General features: G+C 44.3%; 15 protein-coding genes, 1 tRNA gene and 1 pseudogene. 10 read left to right on the top strand and 7 right to left on the bottom strand.

Annotation, left to right across the window (positions count from 1 at the left end; all coding sequences use genetic code 11):
* Positions 1 to 206 precede the first annotated feature (206 nt).
* Positions 207 to 1,169: an AEC family transporter gene (locus WC496_02990; protein MFA5291979.1), complete on the bottom strand. Its 963-nt coding sequence runs from the start codon at positions 1,167 to 1,169 to the stop codon at positions 207 to 209.
* Between the two features lie 139 nt (positions 1,170 to 1,308).
* Here WC496_02990 and WC496_02985 point away from each other — a divergent pair.
* Positions 1,309 to 2,411 (top strand): annotated as a pseudogene (locus tag WC496_02985) (aminopeptidase).
* A gap of 29 nt (positions 2,412 to 2,440) precedes the next feature.
* On the opposite strand, the gene WC496_02980 reads toward WC496_02985, so the two are convergent.
* From WC496_02980 to WC496_02965, 4 genes are all read right to left on the bottom strand, one after another.
* Entirely contained in the window at positions 2,441 to 3,289 is an 849-nt protein-coding gene (locus WC496_02980; GenBank protein MFA5291978.1) for a hypothetical protein, read from the bottom strand.
* Between the two features lie 220 nt (positions 3,290 to 3,509).
* Positions 3,510 to 4,145: a hypothetical protein gene (locus tag WC496_02975; GenBank protein ID MFA5291977.1), complete on the bottom strand. Its 636-nt coding sequence runs from the start codon at positions 4,143 to 4,145 to the stop codon at positions 3,510 to 3,512.
* A gap of 673 nt (positions 4,146 to 4,818) precedes the next feature.
* Positions 4,819 to 6,879 (bottom strand): ATP-binding protein, encoded by a 2,061-nt coding sequence (locus tag WC496_02970; protein MFA5291976.1) that lies wholly within the window; start codon positions 6,877 to 6,879, stop codon positions 4,819 to 4,821.
* A gap of 30 nt (positions 6,880 to 6,909) precedes the next feature.
* On the bottom strand, positions 6,910 to 7,482 hold the full coding sequence (locus WC496_02965; GenBank protein MFA5291975.1) for a response regulator: 573 nt from the start codon (positions 7,480 to 7,482) through the stop codon (positions 6,910 to 6,912).
* 338 nt (positions 7,483 to 7,820) lie between these two features.
* Between WC496_02965 and WC496_02960 the strand changes: the two genes are divergently transcribed.
* Positions 7,821 to 9,464 (top strand): Ig-like domain-containing protein, encoded by a 1,644-nt coding sequence (locus WC496_02960; GenBank protein MFA5291974.1) that lies wholly within the window; start codon positions 7,821 to 7,823, stop codon positions 9,462 to 9,464.
* 69 nt (positions 9,465 to 9,533) lie between these two features.
* Here WC496_02960 and WC496_02955 read toward each other — a convergent pair whose 3' ends face one another.
* On the bottom strand, positions 9,534 to 10,103 hold the full coding sequence (locus WC496_02955; GenBank protein ID MFA5291973.1) for an HNH endonuclease signature motif containing protein: 570 nt from the start codon (positions 10,101 to 10,103) through the stop codon (positions 9,534 to 9,536).
* A gap of 687 nt (positions 10,104 to 10,790) precedes the next feature.
* Here WC496_02955 and dinD point away from each other — a divergent pair.
* Genes dinD through WC496_02935 form a run of 4 tightly spaced genes read left to right on the top strand, consistent with a single transcriptional unit; the run spans position 10,791 to position 13,441 of the window.
* Entirely contained in the window at positions 10,791 to 11,477 is a 687-nt protein-coding gene (gene dinD / locus WC496_02950; protein ID MFA5291972.1) for a DNA damage-inducible protein D, read from the top strand.
* A gap of 23 nt (positions 11,478 to 11,500) precedes the next feature.
* On the top strand, positions 11,501 to 11,665 hold the full coding sequence (locus tag WC496_02945; protein MFA5291971.1) for a hypothetical protein: 165 nt from the start codon (positions 11,501 to 11,503) through the stop codon (positions 11,663 to 11,665).
* A complete protein-coding gene (locus tag WC496_02940) occupies positions 11,652 to 12,359 on the top strand; it encodes a hypothetical protein (GenBank protein MFA5291970.1) in 708 nt (235 codons plus the stop codon). The genes WC496_02945 and WC496_02940 overlap by 14 nt, the downstream gene beginning before the upstream one ends.
* 2 nt (positions 12,360 to 12,361) lie before the next feature.
* On the top strand, positions 12,362 to 13,441 hold the full coding sequence (locus tag WC496_02935) for a FliA/WhiG family RNA polymerase sigma factor (GenBank protein ID MFA5291969.1): 1,080 nt from the start codon (positions 12,362 to 12,364) through the stop codon (positions 13,439 to 13,441).
* 252 nt (positions 13,442 to 13,693) lie between these two features.
* Here the strand turns inward: WC496_02935 and WC496_02930 are convergent, their stop codons facing one another.
* On the bottom strand, positions 13,694 to 14,032 hold the full coding sequence (locus WC496_02930) for a PadR family transcriptional regulator (GenBank protein MFA5291968.1): 339 nt from the start codon (positions 14,030 to 14,032) through the stop codon (positions 13,694 to 13,696).
* Positions 14,033 to 14,375: 343 nt separating this feature from the next.
* Here WC496_02930 and mdh point away from each other — a divergent pair, with 343 nt between their 5' ends.
* From mdh to WC496_02910, 4 genes are all read left to right on the top strand, one after another.
* Entirely contained in the window at positions 14,376 to 15,308 is a 933-nt protein-coding gene (gene mdh / locus WC496_02925) for a malate dehydrogenase (protein MFA5291967.1), read from the top strand.
* An 81-nt stretch (positions 15,309 to 15,389) separates the two neighbouring features.
* A tRNA-Leu gene (locus WC496_02920) sits at positions 15,390 to 15,473 on the top strand.
* 78 nt (positions 15,474 to 15,551) lie between these two features.
* Positions 15,552 to 16,394 (top strand): hypothetical protein, encoded by an 843-nt coding sequence (locus WC496_02915; GenBank protein ID MFA5291966.1) that lies wholly within the window; start codon positions 15,552 to 15,554, stop codon positions 16,392 to 16,394.
* Complete coding sequence (locus WC496_02910) at positions 16,391 to 17,056, top strand: hypothetical protein (GenBank protein ID MFA5291965.1); 666 nt, start codon at positions 16,391 to 16,393, stop codon at positions 17,054 to 17,056. Before WC496_02915 ends, WC496_02910 begins: the two co-directional genes overlap by 4 nt.
* Positions 17,057 to 17,216 lie beyond the last annotated feature (160 nt).

The following is a 17,216-nucleotide window of genomic DNA, read 5'->3' as shown; positions in this document are numbered from 1 at the left end:
GTAGAGGTTGTTTCCTTGATTTGCCGGCAGACTAAAGCAGATTACTTAATAGAATGAGGTAAATAACGATAGACGATAAAAATATAGGCATTCGAAGTTAAGTAAAAAAAAATACAAGAAGGTGTAGTTACAGGGAGCAAGGCAATATCCTGCCGTGAAACGGTGTATTGAATATTTTCTAATTCGTGTTAATTCGTGGTTCAAATTTATACCGTTATCGCCATCCAGACTGCCAGCCAGAATGGAATCGTTACTATACAGGCGATATAAGATAACATTAAAATCGAGCCAAGCTCCTGTTCTTTACCGCCATAGTGCTTGACCTGTAAAATCAGCGCCGTGGCAGGAGACGAGGACGACTGAAGCACGAGCAGATTGCACAAAAGCGGATAGTTTTTGTAAAGTCCGGTCAGCAGAAGAATCACAATGGTAACAATCGGAATAAGAATCAGCCGGATAATAAGAACCTTCATCGTATCTGTGACATAAGATTTTATGCTGAATGAAATACTGCCGAGCACCGCGCCCAAAATGAAAGTGGCTATCGGAACTGCTGCCGTGCCGAGAAGGTCGGCGGCGTTAAGAGCCGCAGAAGGAATAAGAAATTTCAATTTGAGAAGTACAATCGCAATCGCAGCAATGTTGGCGACAAACGGAGGAGTGAAAAGCCCTTGAATTGTCGGTTTTTCGTCGGGCTGCGAACTCACGAGATATTTGCCGAGCGACCATAAAAGGGGACTGATGCCGAGGATGTAAAGAAAACAATACATCGCGAATTCGTCGAAATGGTCCGGGTAGAGTATTTTGCCGAGCGGCAGGATTAAATAGCCGGCGTTCTGCAAAGCGGCCGGAGCGAAGAGATATTTTTTCTCTTTTAAATTCGGCCAAAATAGAATCGCGGAAAACAAAAGGCCGAAGCCGACCATTAAAACCGCCGCAAGCGGAACCAAAGGCCAGATTTTGAAGCCGGCCGGGTCGAAATTCTTAATAATATTCGAAAATATCAGGCAGGGCAGCAATACCCGAACGCCTATCGCGGAAATGGCTTTCAGCTGGTCCTGCGTCAGGATGTGCTTTCTGATAAGTACCCCGGCAACGATAGCGATTAGCAAAATCTGGAAAACCGCCTCGAAAGCTGTGCCGAAAGAATTTGTAAAAATATTTATCATATTGAAATAAACCTTTAAAACGCTATATTCTCATTGTATTGTCATTTCGAGCGAAGGCGATGAAGTCGCCGAAGTCGAAAATGACAGGGATAGAGTAATATTCTCTATGTAATTACCGTTTTTACAAGGATAAAATTCTATGACAGCGAACGATATTATTAAAAAGTACGCGAAACTGCTGGTCGAATATTCGCTTGAACTGAAAAAGGGCGATAAACTGCTTATCAGTTCCACTTACCTTGCTGAAGAACTGCTTAAGGAAGTTTACGCGCAGGCACTGGCGGTTGGGGCTCATCCGGAGTTTAAAATCGCACTCAACGGAGCGGAAAAAATCTTCTACGACAACGCATCCGACAGCCAGCTCGAATATGTTTCCCCGCTGAGTAAATATGTTTATGAAAATTATGATGCGGTTCTGCACGTTCTTGCGCCGTTCAATGTCAAGGAACTGCAGAACACCCCGGCCGAGAAAAAACAAAAATCCAACGCCGCAAGGGCGGATTTGAATAAATTATTTATGGAAAGGGCGGCTGCGAAACAACTGCGGTGGACGCTGTGCGTCTTTCCGACAAACGCCGAGGCCCAGGAATGCGGAATGAGCCGAAGCGAATACGCCGATTTTGTTTATAACTGCTGCTTCCTGTATGAAAACGACCCTATCGGCTGCTGGAACAAGTTAGAGAAAGACCAGCAGAAAATCGTGGATTTGCTCAACAGTAAAAAAGAAATACATTACAGGGAAGCAATATCGACGTCAAATTCAGAACGGACGGCAGAACATGGATTAATTCGTCCGGCAAAAACAATATGCCGAGCGGCGAAGTCTTTACCGGGCCGGTGGAAGATTCGGTAAACGGCAAGGTTCGGTTTTCCTATCCGGGAATTTTTATGGACCAGGAGATAGAGGACATAACGCTCGAGATTAAAGACGGCCAGGTTGTAAACGCCAAAGCCGGAAAAGGGCAGGAGCTTTTGGATAAAGTTCTCGAAATTCCCGGCGCAAGAAGATTCGGCGAAGTGGCAATCGGAAATAACGAAAGAGTCAACAAATTCACGAAGAATATGCTCTTCGACGAGAAAATGGGCGGAACGATTCATATGGCCATCGGCGCCGCGTACCCGGAAACAGGCGGACTAAACGAATCGGCGGTGCACTGGGATTTACTGGCGGATATGAAAGACGGCCAAATACTTGCCGACGGCGAAGTTATTTACGATAAAGGGAAATTTATAATAAGGTAGGTAGCATCTGTTCCTGAAAATTTTGCCATCTACTCCAGCAGTTTCGGACGAGTCAGGCCAAGAACCCAACCGATGATATAGCCTGGAGCAGAAGCAATAGGCACGCTAACAAATAATAATATCGGGGGGGTGAGCATGACTATCCAAAAGGCACTGATACTGTAGGTTTTGGCAATCAGGATAGCTACGATGGGAAATCCGATAACAGTGGGTGTCGAGACAAACAAGAGTGCCCCCCAGAAAATGGCGGCACCAGTTTCAACACCATATAGGACTAGAAAGAATGCATTACAGACAGTTGCCACAGGCACAATCATCACGAAAAATGATATCATGGCGCCGCAATCTGCCCATGCTTTAGCGGGGTTGTATAATATACACAGGTTAAACTCATGGTCGGCGTATTCCTGCAGTGGCTTCCATTCAGTGGGTGTCTTATGCTGTTGAGATTCTTCCTCGGAATCCGCAGTCTTCGTGACAGGCTTGTGCAGTCGGCAGCGATTACTCAGTTTCGCCTTGCCCATCAGCAGATGATGGCGGAGTAAAGGCACTGCGTCTTTTTCGTTGAGCAAGAGCCGCTCCCCGGTGCTGAGCATCACTTCCCAGTCTGTACTGGATGAGTTCGCCTGCGATTGCATTGTCTGGGACTGAAGTGAACCTGTCTGATTCTGGCCAATGGCCGACGGTTGCATTTGATATAGAGATTTCTCTCTGGCACTAAAAGGGATACAGTCATTTTTCACGACCGGGGGATCCAGAGGCACTTGAATGATGGTACCGCACTTGCACCTGGCTCGCCTCCCCGCCAACTCCAACTTCCATGTATATTTCCGCCCACAGGCGGAACAGATAAATTTTGCAGGATTGCCATTATCCATATAGTCTCCAGTTTTGTTGGATGCAATCGCAACACTATAATTTATTGGGATAACGTGCTATTCGAGTTTCAAGACTTTCAATACACAATAATACAAAAATTTCCCTGAATTGCCATTTATTTTTCGATATTACTATCTGCCGGCTTGGATGCAAAGCTTTTATAGGTGAATTCTGGATGAAAATAGTCGTCAGGATTTGAGCAGTTTGACTAAATGCTATTTATGCGTAATTGTCGCAGGCGGCGTCGCTGTTTTGCATATTTTTTAACGCCGTGGAAAGTCCGCCAACTACTGAAGATACCTGTGCCAGTTCGGATTGACTTAAAGGCTGCTCGGCGGAACGGTAAATAATCAGCATTCCCAGAGCCGGGCCGGATTTATTCAGACCGATGGCTGCAAGAGAAATCTTTTTCAAAACCGCAGGGCCCGCGAAGAATCCCATCGTGCAAAGGTCGTCGGCCGTGCATATTTTTCCGCTTTGACAAACCAGTTGTACCATTCTTGCCGACAGGTATGGACCGATTTGAGAAGGTATTTCCTCGATGTTCGGGTCTGTCGCGTAAATATGAACCTGCGGCCGGCCGCTCGCCATAAATACGGCCGCTGTGTTTGTGCCGTTAAGATTATTCGTGAAAAATTCGCCGACGGTTTTTGCGAAAAGGTCGGGGTCGTTTATGCCGAGAATACTTTCATAAAAATCGGCGGCAAACCTGAAATTTTTCAGATGATTTATAAAATCGCCGTGTGCCGTCAGAATATCGTTGCAGAGAATATCAATCTGTTGTTTCTGGGCTCTTCTGATTTGATTGAGCTTCCTGACAAGCCGGCGTAATCTTAAGTTTTTTTCTTCCTTCAACAGAATATCTCCAAAAGCAGTTGTCTTTATCCCGTTAGAAATCTTCTTTTCTATTGCAACCCTTAGCGATGTGATTTCTAACGGGATACATTATGCATTTCGGCATAATAAAAAGGCGGGTTTAAGATACCGGAGTCATTTTGGCAGAATATTCAAACGTCCAATAATGAACAGATTTGCAGGCGTCAGTAATGGTTTTTTGTGTTCCGGGAAAAGAACGGATTAGGCCGGTCAGGAATTTTCGGACTTGCTCGACCTATGGTGGGGGATGATTTCCCCGTGTTTAGCCCGCCGTTTCACGGCGGGTTTTCTCTCTCAGTTTTTCAACAGGGCTTGTCCCACATCGATTAGGCCACTGCCGTGAATTGGTGCGGGGTTCGTCATTCCGAGCGCAGTCGAGGAATCTCGTCAGTCATTCCCGCGAAATTTATCCCTTAGGGAGTGGGAATCCAGATTATTGACACCCGTTTGGTAATTATCAAATCGTGAAACTATTATTATTCGCGTAACTTGTGGCATAGCTATCCGTGATTTCAAAGTATAAAAACAAGGTCTCGCCGTTAAGCGAACTCCTCAATTAAAAACTCAAAATTAAAAATTAAGAATTCTTTTTGTGTCTTTGCCTGTCCCGCCATAGCTTTTAGCGACGGCGGATGCCTTAGTGGCTAAAGGTTTATTCGGACTTGTTTGTTTTTGGCAGTAGGATTGTTACTGTTGTGCCTTTGTCGGGCTGGCTCTGGATTGATATAGTGCAGCCGTTATTCTTCAACAGACTTGACGCAAGGGCCAGACCCATGCCGCGCTGCCTGCCGGCGGCTTTATCGGAGAAAAATGGTTCGGCGGCTTTGCGCAGGGTTTCCTCGCTCATGCCGCAGCCCTGGTCTTTGATGACAATTTCGATAGTGTCGCTCTGCGGCTGCTCACTGCCGATAATTCGAACGGGGCCGTTGCCGCTTTCATAGGATTCAAGCGCGTTATAAATTATCTGGGCAATCGCCTCGGCAATCTGTTCGGGATCGACTTCAATATCGCTCAGGTTTTCGATGTTTTCGACAGTTACATCTATCGGCTCGGAGAGATAACGGGCGTTTGCTTTTTCGAGGCAATTATTGACCATTATAAATGGCGAAACCGTCCTGATTTGCGGCTTGGCGGGGCGGGCATAACTCATAAGCTGGCCGACCATTTCATAAGCATCGCCGGTCTTTTCGACGATTTGACGCATGATGAGTTTCTTCGTCTCGTCAGTTTCACTTTCCATAAGCAGTTGCGCTCTGCCGGATATAACGGCCAGCGGATTATTCAATTCATGTGCGGCGCCGGCTGCAATCTCGGCTATTGTTTCGCGTACATCTGCGGCCGGCTGAGATAGTTGCGGTGGCTGTTCTTTCGGCGTCTGGGCAAAATTATCGATAACTGCCTGAGCTATCGACTGGTCGTGCTCGCCGGCAAGCTTTACGGCGATTAACTGCGAGACAAACGAGGCTATGACAGAAACTTCCGGCAGTGAGCCGGCGTTCTTAATTTGTAAAAACATTTCGCCGATAGTATATTTGCCGATTTGCAGTTTTGTATGTTCTGTATTTTGCGGGTCGAAACCCATATCAGAAGCCGATGACGGATTAGCAACGGTTGAAAACTGTAATGTATCGCCTGCCGCCGTAGCGGTTTCATATTGTTTATAATCTTGCGGGAGAAGATATATGCAAGCTTTCTCCGCGTTTAAAATTCTGCATATCAGACGGCAAATTGTTCCCGCGGCATCGATTGCCGATGAAGCGGGGTTCAATGAAGCCGACATCGCCGACAGGAAATCTGAAAATTTCCGCTCCCATGAGTTTTCGAGCAGGGGCATACAGACCTGTTTGGCGGTTTCCGTATCAAATTTTTGCGGTTCTGCCGCCTTAACATTCATTTCAGCAATAAAACTTTTCAGTTTATCTGTTATTTCATTTACGTCCTGAACGGTTATAGAAACTTTTGCCGGGATTGCCGGTGATTCGCCGCCGGAGGTGATACTTTTAACCAGCATATCCGCCAGTCGAACGGTCTGAATAATTTCGATGCCCGGAATATTGTCAGCCCCATCGGCCGCATCGGTACAATAGAGCCACGCGGAATCGGCAATAGCGGTTGGCAGCAGCCATTTATGGGCAAGCCGGCGGGAAAGTACGTTATGGGTTATGCCGAGATTTTCCTTTTCGAGCCGTAAAAGAGCGGAATTATCTCCTCGCGACTCTTCGAGCATCATTACAAGACTTTTGGGATAAAGTTCCGCAATCGCAAGCAGACCGATATCGGCGAAAAGACCGGCGAAAAACGAAAGTTTTTCGGGAGCCTGTCCTGTTTTTGCCGCGATAAGTCTTGCCGCAAAAGCCCTCGCTGCCGAAAAACCGTTCATCTCGGCTATCGGGAGCTGGGTGTGCTGATTTTCAAGGTCGAAGGTTTTAAGGCTGAGAAATGTCTTAAGAAGTTTTTGGGTTGGGACTTTACTTACGCTTTGCCTGAAATTCAGAGTATCGAACGCCAACTCGATATTATTTTGTCTGCAAAGGTCGATGAATACAATCGCCGCGGCAGGGTCCGTTTCCAGCAGATTGCAAAGGTCCGACTTGTCGCTTATTATGGATTTTACACAGCGGGCTATACTGTCGGGATTAACGGCAGGCAAATCGAGCTGGTACAGAGCAAATGCAGCGCTCCGTGCGGAGACATTTGATAAAAGACTCGTCATTAATTGTTCTTCTTCCTATCGCTGTATGAATTATAATTCAAGAACAGCAGCTATCCTGTCAATAAGCTCCGTTATATTGAAAGGTTTTTTGACAAATGCCTCAGCGCCGGCCTTCATAAGGTCGTCGATTTCGGTTTGGTTTATGACGCCGCTGATTATAATTATTCTTGTACTGGCAAATTCAGGGTCTTGTTTTATCGTTTTGCAGACGATATTGCCGTTTACGTCCGGCAGCATATAATCGAGCAGGATAAGGTCGGGCCTGAACTTCTGAGTCATAATGCCGGCATCGTAACCGGTGGACGCGGTCCGGATGTCAAACCTGCCGTCTCTGGCGAATACGTCTGTCATCAGTTCGACAATTTCAGCATCGTCGTCAACGATAAGCAGACGCTTCTTGCCCGATTGCATGTTCAGCATCGGGATATTATTTTCTTTCATAAACTTCAGGAGACTGTCTCGCGGAATTTTGCGAAACTTGGAGCCGGGTATGCGAAATCCCCGCAGCCTTCCCGAATCGAAACAGCGAATGATTGTCTGTTGGCTCAAGCTGCAGAGATCTGCCGCCTCGCCTGTTGTAAAAAGCTCTTTAGTCGTATCCATACCTTAATTCCTCTCAAGAATATCCATATTCGGTGCCTCCTAAGTTACCTTTTCCTCCTAATTTAACTATCGGACCTTGTTTTTGTCAAGATTTAAAAAAAAATTGTGAAAATATATCTAAAAATCCTGTGTTTGCAGAGGGTTAATATTGTTATATGAAATATCCGGTATAGTTAGTGTTTATTTTGTAAGTGTTATTACCTGCTTTGGATAAAGTAGTTAAAAAGAGTTATAAAGTATGTCTCAAAAAAGTTGAGAAAAATTCATCACTGCGTTAGACTCTGTAACAGAGAACGAAAAATTGTGAAGTTATGGGCATTTTTTGAGATTGAAAGCAGATGAAACAAACAAAATATTTGTTATTTTTGTTATTGCCGCTGATTTTCTTTGCCGGCTGCATTCGCGGCCAGGCGGTAGTGTCCCTGAATCCGAACGGTTCCGGAAAAATAATGTTCGAAGGACTCTATGACCCATGCAGCCTGAAAGAGGAGCCGGATGTTTCACAGTCTTTTCGCGGCTTTATTGAAGACATAAAAAATACATTGCTCAAATCGGAGGGAATTGACGCGTGGAAGAACGTGGATTGGCGCGTAGTCGGCAATGATAAATTTTACTTCAGGGCACAGGCGTATTTCAAATCCATTGATGACGTTACCATCTGTCTTGGGAATATGAAGGGCAATCTTAAGGCTTTTTACCAGAGGAATGAAAAACAGCTTTGCCTTTTGGAACTAAAATCGCTCAAAACAGAGGCGAATGATATAACTACAGATATACAAAGGCGGCATTCCGCCGTGCGATATGAGCTTTTTTGCCAGGCCGTGGAAAAAATTCTTGATGGACTGAGGGTGAGTATAATTCTATATCTGCCTGCGGACGTAGAGAAATTTAAAGGTTTTAATGAAATTGACCAGCGGGCCGTTCAGTATGTTCTTGATGGAAAACAGATGCTGTATTTACTTGAATCCATCAGGCAGCAAAGACAGTACGAACTGGTTGAAAGACAGCAATATAATCGTGTGGAATTTCTGAATAATGAATTGCTGCCCCTGTGGCTGGACAACTGGGAGCCGCTGAAGGTGTATTTTTCCGACAGTAATGAATACCTTTTCGATTATGAAAAAGAAAAAACCAATGCGCAAAAAGAATACCTCCGTATTATGGAAAGACTCGAATCGACGGAGAGAGAAAGCCAAACTGAATCCGGGCCGAATGAAAACACTGATAAGCCGCTAAAGGCACTGCCGAAGTACAAAGTGGGTTATGATGATATAAGTGTGCGATTACGCAGGGGGCTCGCATTGGAAGCCAAGTCCGAATACGCCTCGGCCTCTGAAATCTATTCGAAAATAATCGCAGATGGCCAAGCCGGGCCGAAATATCTTGCCCATGCCCATTACCGCAAGGGTATGTGTCTTTTCGAGATTGGCGACAGCAATGATGCCATCGAGCAGTTCGAATATGTGCTGGCGAATTTCCCATCGCAGCGAATCGCCGCACTGCGGTCGCTTAAAATGGTTCAGGACATTCGTTCCGGCTCAGCGAAACGCAGGGCAGACAAGCCGGCTGAAATACCTACGATTACCGGCTCAGAGCCGGAAATGTTTACTGAAGATGTTGACTTCGAATTCGACAAAATAACAATTACATTCAGCGAACCGATGGATACGTCGAGCTGGTTTTATTCTTCGTTTTCGCCGGGGGCATTGCCGCAGGCGACAGGTGCGCCGTCTTTCGATTCGTCAGGGAAACAGTGGACGCTGCCGGTTGCGCTGGAGCCGGGTAAAGTTTATGCGATTGCCTTTAACGGCGGGGATGCCGTAAAAGACGCAAAAAATTTAAAACCGGCCCTTCGCAGCGCTTCAGGCAAAATGTGCAGGCCGTTTGTTCTTGTTTTTTCGGTGATAACCGAAGATAATATCCCCACGGAAATAGATGAAGAACTGATAACAAAAAGTGAAGAGATAAATTCCAAGCAGTAGCCACGAAGACACAAAGGCGCTAAGTTTTTTGAATTATATTATAATCTTTGTGTCTTGGTGTCTTAGTGGCTAAATTCTTTTCATTGCCTGCAAATCGCTTTTCAATAAAATACTTTTAAATGGCTCTTTCTTGAATATTGGAAAGTTCAGTGGGGCGTATTCTTCATCGCTGTTTAGTATTATGAATTTGTCTCTCGCCATCGCGGCAAGTATCAGTCCGTTTCTCGTTAATGGGCTGCGGAAACTTACCATTTTACTTCCGTTCGAATATCTGGCGTAGTAAACTGGTTCATTGTTCTTTGTTTTTGTTCTTTTTATACTGACGCCTATAAACCCTGTTGAATTTTCCAGTATGCGGTTTAGCATATTTTGTCGATTGGTTACGATTCGCAAATTGCATTTGCGGTTATCGAGGGGGTTTCTGTTTTTATGGTCAACTACTTGTCCTTTTGGGGGGTTAAGAATAACTCTTGCCAGAGAAGTGATTTTCCTTGTCTTTCTGTTTCGAACATTTACTCGTCCTGTCTCGGTGATTAGAAGGGTGGAGTTTAGAATTTTCCGATTATAGAAATCTTCCGCATCGAGTTTGACTTCTCGTCCCGCCACTTTTCTTATTAAATAATCGTGTTTCTTAATCATGCTTTATTTAGCCCCCGGACCTGCCTGTCCGTCCGTAGATTTATCGAAGGCGGGTGCCGGGGGGGTTGGCTCTGCCATAAATGGCAGAGCTTTTGTTTGGTTAATTTTTGTTATTTGAAGTTGTTTCAAATTTAGATACTTGTCCGCCTTCGGCGTGATTTGGATTTAGTATTTTTCTATCAACGGAGTGATTCCTCTTGAAAAAATTGCGGATTTAAATTCAGGAATGGAATAATCTGGAATGCGATTATTCGCTTATTCTACGTAAAAATAAGGAGTTACGTGAAATATTAACTTTTCGCCTAACTATATGGGTATTTTACCATATTTCTAATAAAAGTCAAATAAAAACCCATTTTTTTATAAAAAAAATTATGATTAAATCGGTTAGCCCTGCCAACACTTTGGCAGGGTTCGTCTTTTTCGATTTTCCAAAAGCCTGCCGATTTACTCGGCAGGTTCCTTTTTGCTTAATCAAACCATCACTTTGCCGGCGCCGGTAAACCGATAATTGACACTTTTTTCGTAAAAAAAGAGTCACCCTGAGCTTGTCGAAGGGTCTATTTCTTTCTCACTTTTCACGCTTTTCTTACTTTTCATACTTTTAACCCCTTTGATTTCACGAGTTTTAACGCTATAATTTGCCGCGGTATGAAAACATTGTTTTAGGATATAGAGGAAAATATTATGAATAATAATTTGCCGGTAAATGGCCATAAATCCTTTGAGGAACTAAAGAAAATCAATCAATTCGGCGCCGAATACTGGAGCGCAAGAGAATTACAGCCTTCGCTGGGCTATGCCCAATGGCGGCGGTTTGAAGGTGCCATAAAAAGAGCGATTATGTCCTGCCGTCAATCAGGAAATGAGCCCGATTATCACTTTGCCGGCGCTGGCAAACCGATCGTGGGCGGAAAAGGGGCTGTTCAGGAAGTTGCTGATTACCACCTTTCCAGATTTGCCTGTTATCTTATCGCCCAAAACGGCGACCCTCGCAAAGAGGAAATTGCCGCCGCCCAGAAATACTTTGCCGTTCAAACCCGCAGACAGGAAGTTTCGGACATTCTGACCGCCGATATGGAAAGACTGGAAATAAGAAAGCAGGTGTCCGAAGAATTCAGGGCATTGTCCGGCGCAGCTCGAAACGCAGGCGTTCAGAATAAAATGTTCGGCGTTTTTCACGATGCGGGTTATAAAGGCCTCTACGCCGGCAAAGGTGTTGAGGACATCAAGAAATCTAAGGGGATTGATAAAAAAGAAAACCTGATGGACAGGATGAACACAACTGAATTAGCCGCCAACCAGTTTAGAATGACTCAGACCCGTGAAAAACTGCAAAAGGAGAAAGTAAGCAGTCAGGAAAAGCGATTTTAACGCACAAAAATGTTGGCAGGGAAGTGCGGGATGCGATAAAGCGTATCGGCGGAACTATGCCGGAGAGTATTCCTCCTGCCGAGCATATAAAACAGGTTAAAAAACGAATTAAAAGCGTTAAACCGAAGCTGCAATTGGACGACCAAACCGCAAAAGGCCTTATCGCAGAGCAAAATGAAAAAAAATAACCCCGGATTTCTTTTCCCCTTTGATTTCACGATTTTTATGGCTATAATTTGTCGAGATGCCCTGAGAAGGCAACTGAAAGCCATAAGAGAAAAAGAAAAACAGGTAACCGTCCCTTATTACTTTTATATGCAAGATCAAAGCAAATATTTAGAAAACATCTGGTCTACACTCAATCAAAGGAGAAGAGAAGGAGAGACATATCCGTTGCGCATTTTAATTCTGGGACCAAGTAATGATGGTACAATTGAATACGAAACCAGATGCAATATTCGAGATAAACTCCAAGCTTTAGGACATGGCGCATTTTTTCCAGAAGAGTTGAGCATACAAAGTGGAGCATGGAGTGATGAGCTTTTAGCAGAAATTGTGATGCAAGCCCAAGAGGCGCATGTCATTATAATGATTTATAGAACAAGAGGAACTCAAAGTGAACGAGATATATTAATGAATGACATGATAGATAATCCTTGTTTCGCACAGAAAGCAATTATCTTTGTAGAAGAAGAGATGTATTCAAAAATCAAAGAATCACTTACTGGGCAAGATTGGGAAAGAATGAGGAAAGTTTCTGATGTGCAACTTTATAATGTTAATGATCTTCCCGATAAAATAGTAAAAAAAGCAGAAGATATAACGCAAAAATTAAGAAGGAAAGTATATGTAAGAAATCTTCTTAAGGGAGCAATTACTTAGCCATGGAAACAAAATTTCCCAGTTTAGATACTTATGATAAATATGGTTTAGAAGCGCTTATACTTAGCGATCTTTCTTTGTGTAGATGGTTTGCTGATGTTTGTATGGACCAAAAACCAACAATTGAAGTGGGAGAAGAACTGCTTGCATTAATAGAAGGGCATGGATTAGTCAGAAAACGAGATAAAGGTTGGGTGCTATCACCAGATGGAAGACAATTTGCCCGGCGACTTGGTATTATCCCTGGTCCATCAAAGTATGAAACGAATCCTTTACTTATACGAGAAATTAAGGCAAAGAGTGAGGAAGCCCTAAACTGCACGGCAGACCAACTTGATTCAATAGAAAAAGTATGGGAAAAATTCTTTAAGGAACGGTCTGAAGAGCTACGCAACAAACTGATGGAACATTATCTACCGCTGGTCAAGTACACGGCGGAACGTATGTATGTCAAATTGCCGGATAAAGTTGAAATCGATGACCTTGTTAGCGCTGGAATATTTGGCTTGATGGACGCAATTGATGCTTTCAACCCCAAACGGGGAGTAAAGTTCGCAACTTATTGTACACCGCGTATAAGGGGAGCTATTCTCGATGAACTGCGGGGTATGGATTGGGTTCCGCGCAGCACAAGGGTCAGTGCTCATCTGCTTGGAAATGCTATGAGAACGCTTCAGGCACACCTCGGCAGACTTCCAACAGAACAGGAAATCGCCAAAGAGCTTAAGATAGACATAGAGGAGTTTCATCGTCTTCAGTTGGATGCAACTGCTGCTGGCATGGTGCCTTTGATCAATAGTTTTGACGCTGAGGGCGACAATGATATTTGCGAGATTGACATAGAGGACAAGAAAAACAAAGATCCGATGGTCGAAGCTCAAAAACGTGATCTTAAGAGTTTTTTAACTAAAGACCTAACCAAGGCCGAACGGCAGATTCTTATCCTATATTATTATGAAGAAATGACAATAAAACAAATAGGGTCAGTCCTTGATTTGTCTGAATCAAGGGTTGCACAAATGCATTCGTCTATTATAGCACGTCTAAAAATATCTATGAATACTCGAAAAGAGGACTTTTAAAAACGAAGGCTACCTCTGGAAATAAATAGGCGGAGGTTACCCTGTGCACTTCGGCTATCTCATCGTGTTTAGCCGTCGCCGTGCCGGCGACGTTATTTTTCTTAAATTTGCAATTTTTAATCTTAAATCCATATATATAAAATCTTCAGCTACTATACTCGTATGCAGTATACTGCATACGAGTATAGTGGGTATAATTTAATCTTTTTACAGATTCTCATCGTAATTTCATCCCGCATCTGTTATTGGCTTTTATTTGATTTTTCTTTTTTGTACCGTTTCAATGCTTTTTTTTACGGTATCCCAGTGATCATTCATCTTCTCTAAAATATTTCGGCCCTCTTTTGTCAGTTCGAAATATATTCTTGGTGGCCCGCCCTCAGTGCCTGCATCGCTGCTTTTAACAATCCCGTCTACTCTAAGTCTTACTAAAATCCTGTAAATGTTACCTTCACGGATTTTAAGGCCGTCTAATTGCTTAAGTTTCTGTACTATGTCATAACCATGAATTTTCCCGTTCTGCAGAACATTAATTGTCACCATTTCCAGCAGCCCCTTGCGAAGCTGCGTTATCCAGTTATTAAAATCCATACAACAACTCCTTCATTTTTAGCCTTATATCAAAATTAACTAGTATCTATGCTCGTATGTAGTATACTTCATACGAGCATAGTACCTTTCGGGAGCAAATCAAGCTTTTTCCAGAATTATCTGTGTCTGAATTCTCTGTGAGTTCTGCCTGTCCGCCATAGCTCGTAGCGACGGCGGATGGCTCGGTGGTAAAAATTAAAACCATGTAAATGTTGAAATAACTAATAAGTATGATAAGATGAACTCTTAACCGTAGTCGCGAAGACGCAAAGGCACGAAGTTATTTAATGTATTATTTCTTTGTGTCTTAGTGCCTTGGTGGCTGCTAAATACGGAGGCAAACGTGAAACAAAAAAAGATTACCGTAGCGGGCGCAGGCAATGTCGGAGCGACAACGGCGTTTTTGGCGGCACAGCAGCAGCTTGGCGATATCGTACTTATTGATATTGTCAAAGGTCTTGCCGAAGGAAAGGCTCTCGATATGGCACAGGCGTCGAGTCTGTGCGGATACGGCGGCAAAATTACAGGTACAACCGACTGGGCACAAACGGCTGAAAGCGATGTCGTAATAATAACAAGCGGTATGCCGAGAAAGCCGGGTATGAGCAGAGACGATTTACTGGCTAAAAATACTGAGATTGTCAAAAGCGTAACGGGGCAAATCGTAAAATATTCGCCGAACAGTTTTATCATAGTCGTCTGCAATCCGCTTGACGCGATGGTAAACGCCGCGGCGATGATAAGCGGTTTTGAAAAGAATAAGATAATGGGAATGGCAGGGGCGCTGGACACTGCAAGATTCGCGTACTTCATTTCCGAAAAACTCGGCGTAAACGTTAATGATATTAAGTGTGTTTTGATGGGCGGACACGGCGATGATATGGTTCCGCTGGCGAGATTTACTACGGTGTCAGGAATACCGATTACCGAACTTATTGACGAGAAGTCGATTGAGGCAATGGTTCAGAGGGCAAGAATGGGCGGCATCGAAGTCGTCAATCTGATGGGCACAAGCGCATTTTACGCACCGGCGGCAGGGGCGGTCAAAATGGCCGAGGCTATTCTGCTCGATAAAAAGACAGTCCTGCCTTGCTGTGCTTATTGCGATAAGGAGTATAATGTCGGCGGCTGTTTTGTCGGTGTTCCGGCGATTCTCGGTGCCGGCGGAGTCGAAAAAGTCATCGAGCTTGACCTTAACGAAAAGGAGAAAACCGAGCTTGCCGTATCGGTTGAGCACGTCAAAGAACTGGTAAAAATACTCCAGAAATTCATTTAGGCCGCCGCAGGCGTGATTTTGCTTGACCGCAGCGCTTAATTTGCTAAAGTGTTTCCCGCTACAGCATTACGGATAAACTTTGCGGATGTGGCGGAATTGGCAGACGCGCAGGTTTCAGGTACCTGTGAGCTTACGCTCTTGGAGGTTCGACTCCTCTCATCCGCATTTAATTATCCTTTCCCCCGAAATTGCCTAAATTCAAGACTTTAAACCCCAAAAACCGATAATAACTATACCGTAATTATGTTTGAAGCACTTGAATACTACCAAAGTCTTGCTGAAAAGTTTGACAGCCGAATTCTGACTGTCCCGGGAATCGTTGTAGTCATAGTGGGGCTTTGTGTCTGGCTGGCAGGACTTCGATGGCGAAAAATACTTGGCGCTCTGGCAGGGGGCGGATTTTTCGCTGCGCTGGCAGTAAGTATCGGCAGTTATAGTACGGGAATTGTCCTGGCTGTGATACTCATCGGAACCGTAATCGGAGCATTGATTGAAAAAGTTATGCTGGGAATTTTCGGGGCCTCTGCGGCCGCTGTTATTGTCCTTGTCGTAATATCGACAAATCTTAGAGCAAAACAATACAGCGATATCGAATATCTGAACAGCTTACAAGAACCGACGGAAGAAGACATTTTGTCGCAGCGTTACTGCCCGAGATGGCCGGAATACGAACAGCGGGATATCGTTATAAGTCCGCCGCAGGCGGCTGATATAACAAGGCAAATGGCTTCATATGTTATGGCTAAAATATTCGATGATATTAAATCGTCTTCGGCAGGGGCTTTTGCATCGGCGGCCTTTGTGATGCTCGCCGCGGCTTTCGCCGCCTTTATAATACCGCGAACATTTATCGCGGTTGTTTCTTCTTCGCTGGGTTCAGCGGTTATTTTCGCAGGAATGATTATGCTGCTTTTTTATAAGGGTTCGAAACCTGTAAATTATATCGCGGAAAAAAGTCATTTCTATATAATGGTCCTGGCAGTTATGGCAGCTTTTGGTTCTATAGTGCAGCTTGTTCTTTCACCGCCGGTAGCGGAACAGACTAAAGAAAATATGCCGGACAAGAAAGACGGAGATAAAAAATGAATATGCTTTTTGTACTTGCCCAAACGAGTGAAACTCAGATTATGCCGATGGATGTAATATGGGAACAGATAGTCAAGCTGAGCTGGCTCGAAGCGCTCGTAGCGGTTTCTTTCGGCGCCGTCTATCTCATATACGGCTGGCGAATCTTTAAAGTTCTTGCGGTCGTCTCCTTCGGAATGGTAGGATTGTTTGCCGGTATGCAGCTCGGCGAAAGAATCGGCTCTATCCTCTGGGGCGGCATTACAGGCCTTATTTTGCTGGCGGTTCTTTCGGTTCCGCTTATGCACTGGGCGGTAAGCGCGCTGGGTGCAGTGGCAGGCGGAATAATAACAAGCTGCGTCTGGTATGCTCTCGGACTGCCTCAGCAATATATCTGGGCGGGAGCTATAATAGGCGTTGTGGCGGGCGGAATGATTTCATTCATAGTCTTCAGAATTTCCGTTATGCTTTTTACGAGCCTGGGCGGGGCAATGCTGATAATTATGGGGCTGCTCGCACTGGCGCGTTTGTATGAAAGATTTCAGACTGAAGATGGAAATTTCGTATATTCGCTTGTCAATGAATATAACTGGTTTATGCCTGCGATACTGATATTCACGACCTTTGTCGGTATGGTCATCCAGAACAAATTAGTCAAAGGCGCTTCGGACTGGAAACTTTAAAACAGAGAATGCTAAATACGAAGAACGGGTGAATAGTAAAATATAGAGGTTATTTTTGCCGATTTTTATTTGACAAAAGAATCAGTATCCGGTATATATATATATATTGTCCTGTTATATTTTGCCATTTTTAATGGTAAATTTGGTATAATGAATTATT

It is taken from the genome of Phycisphaerae bacterium, from assembly GCA_041652575.1.
GTDB lineage: Bacteria > Planctomycetota > Phycisphaerae > Sedimentisphaerales > UBA12454 > UBA12454.
The sequence above is the reverse complement of the archived record's forward strand: the minus strand, read 5'-3'. Positions and strand labels throughout refer to the sequence as shown.

Excerpts from the sequence above, each read along its gene's own strand:
- WC496_02930 (MFA5291968.1), bottom strand. The coding sequence starts at position 14,032 with ATGGATTTTAATAACTGGATAACGCAGCTTCGCAAGGGGCTGCTGGAA.
- dinD (MFA5291972.1), top strand. The coding sequence starts at position 10,791 with ATGAATAATAATTTGCCGGTAAATGGCCATAAATCCTTTGAGGAACTA.
- WC496_02990 (MFA5291979.1), bottom strand. The coding sequence starts at position 1,169 with ATGATAAATATTTTTACAAATTCTTTCGGCACAGCTTTCGAGGCGGTT.
- WC496_02980 (MFA5291978.1), bottom strand. The coding sequence starts at position 3,289 with ATGGATAATGGCAATCCTGCAAAATTTATCTGTTCCGCCTGTGGGCGG.
- WC496_02970 (MFA5291976.1), bottom strand. The coding sequence starts at position 6,879 with ATGACGAGTCTTTTATCAAATGTCTCCGCACGGAGCGCTGCATTTGCT.
- WC496_02965 (MFA5291975.1), bottom strand. The coding sequence starts at position 7,482 with ATGGATACGACTAAAGAGCTTTTTACAACAGGCGAGGCGGCAGATCTC.
- WC496_02935 (MFA5291969.1), top strand. The coding sequence starts at position 12,362 with ATGGAAACAAAATTTCCCAGTTTAGATACTTATGATAAATATGGTTTA.
- WC496_02910 (MFA5291965.1), top strand. The coding sequence starts at position 16,391 with ATGAATATGCTTTTTGTACTTGCCCAAACGAGTGAAACTCAGATTATG.
- WC496_02960 (MFA5291974.1), top strand. The coding sequence starts at position 7,821 with ATGAAACAAACAAAATATTTGTTATTTTTGTTATTGCCGCTGATTTTC.
- WC496_02940 (MFA5291970.1), top strand. The coding sequence starts at position 11,652 with ATGAAAAAAAATAACCCCGGATTTCTTTTCCCCTTTGATTTCACGATT.
- WC496_02955 (MFA5291973.1), bottom strand. The coding sequence starts at position 10,103 with ATGATTAAGAAACACGATTATTTAATAAGAAAAGTGGCGGGACGAGAA.
- WC496_02915 (MFA5291966.1), top strand. The coding sequence starts at position 15,552 with ATGTTTGAAGCACTTGAATACTACCAAAGTCTTGCTGAAAAGTTTGAC.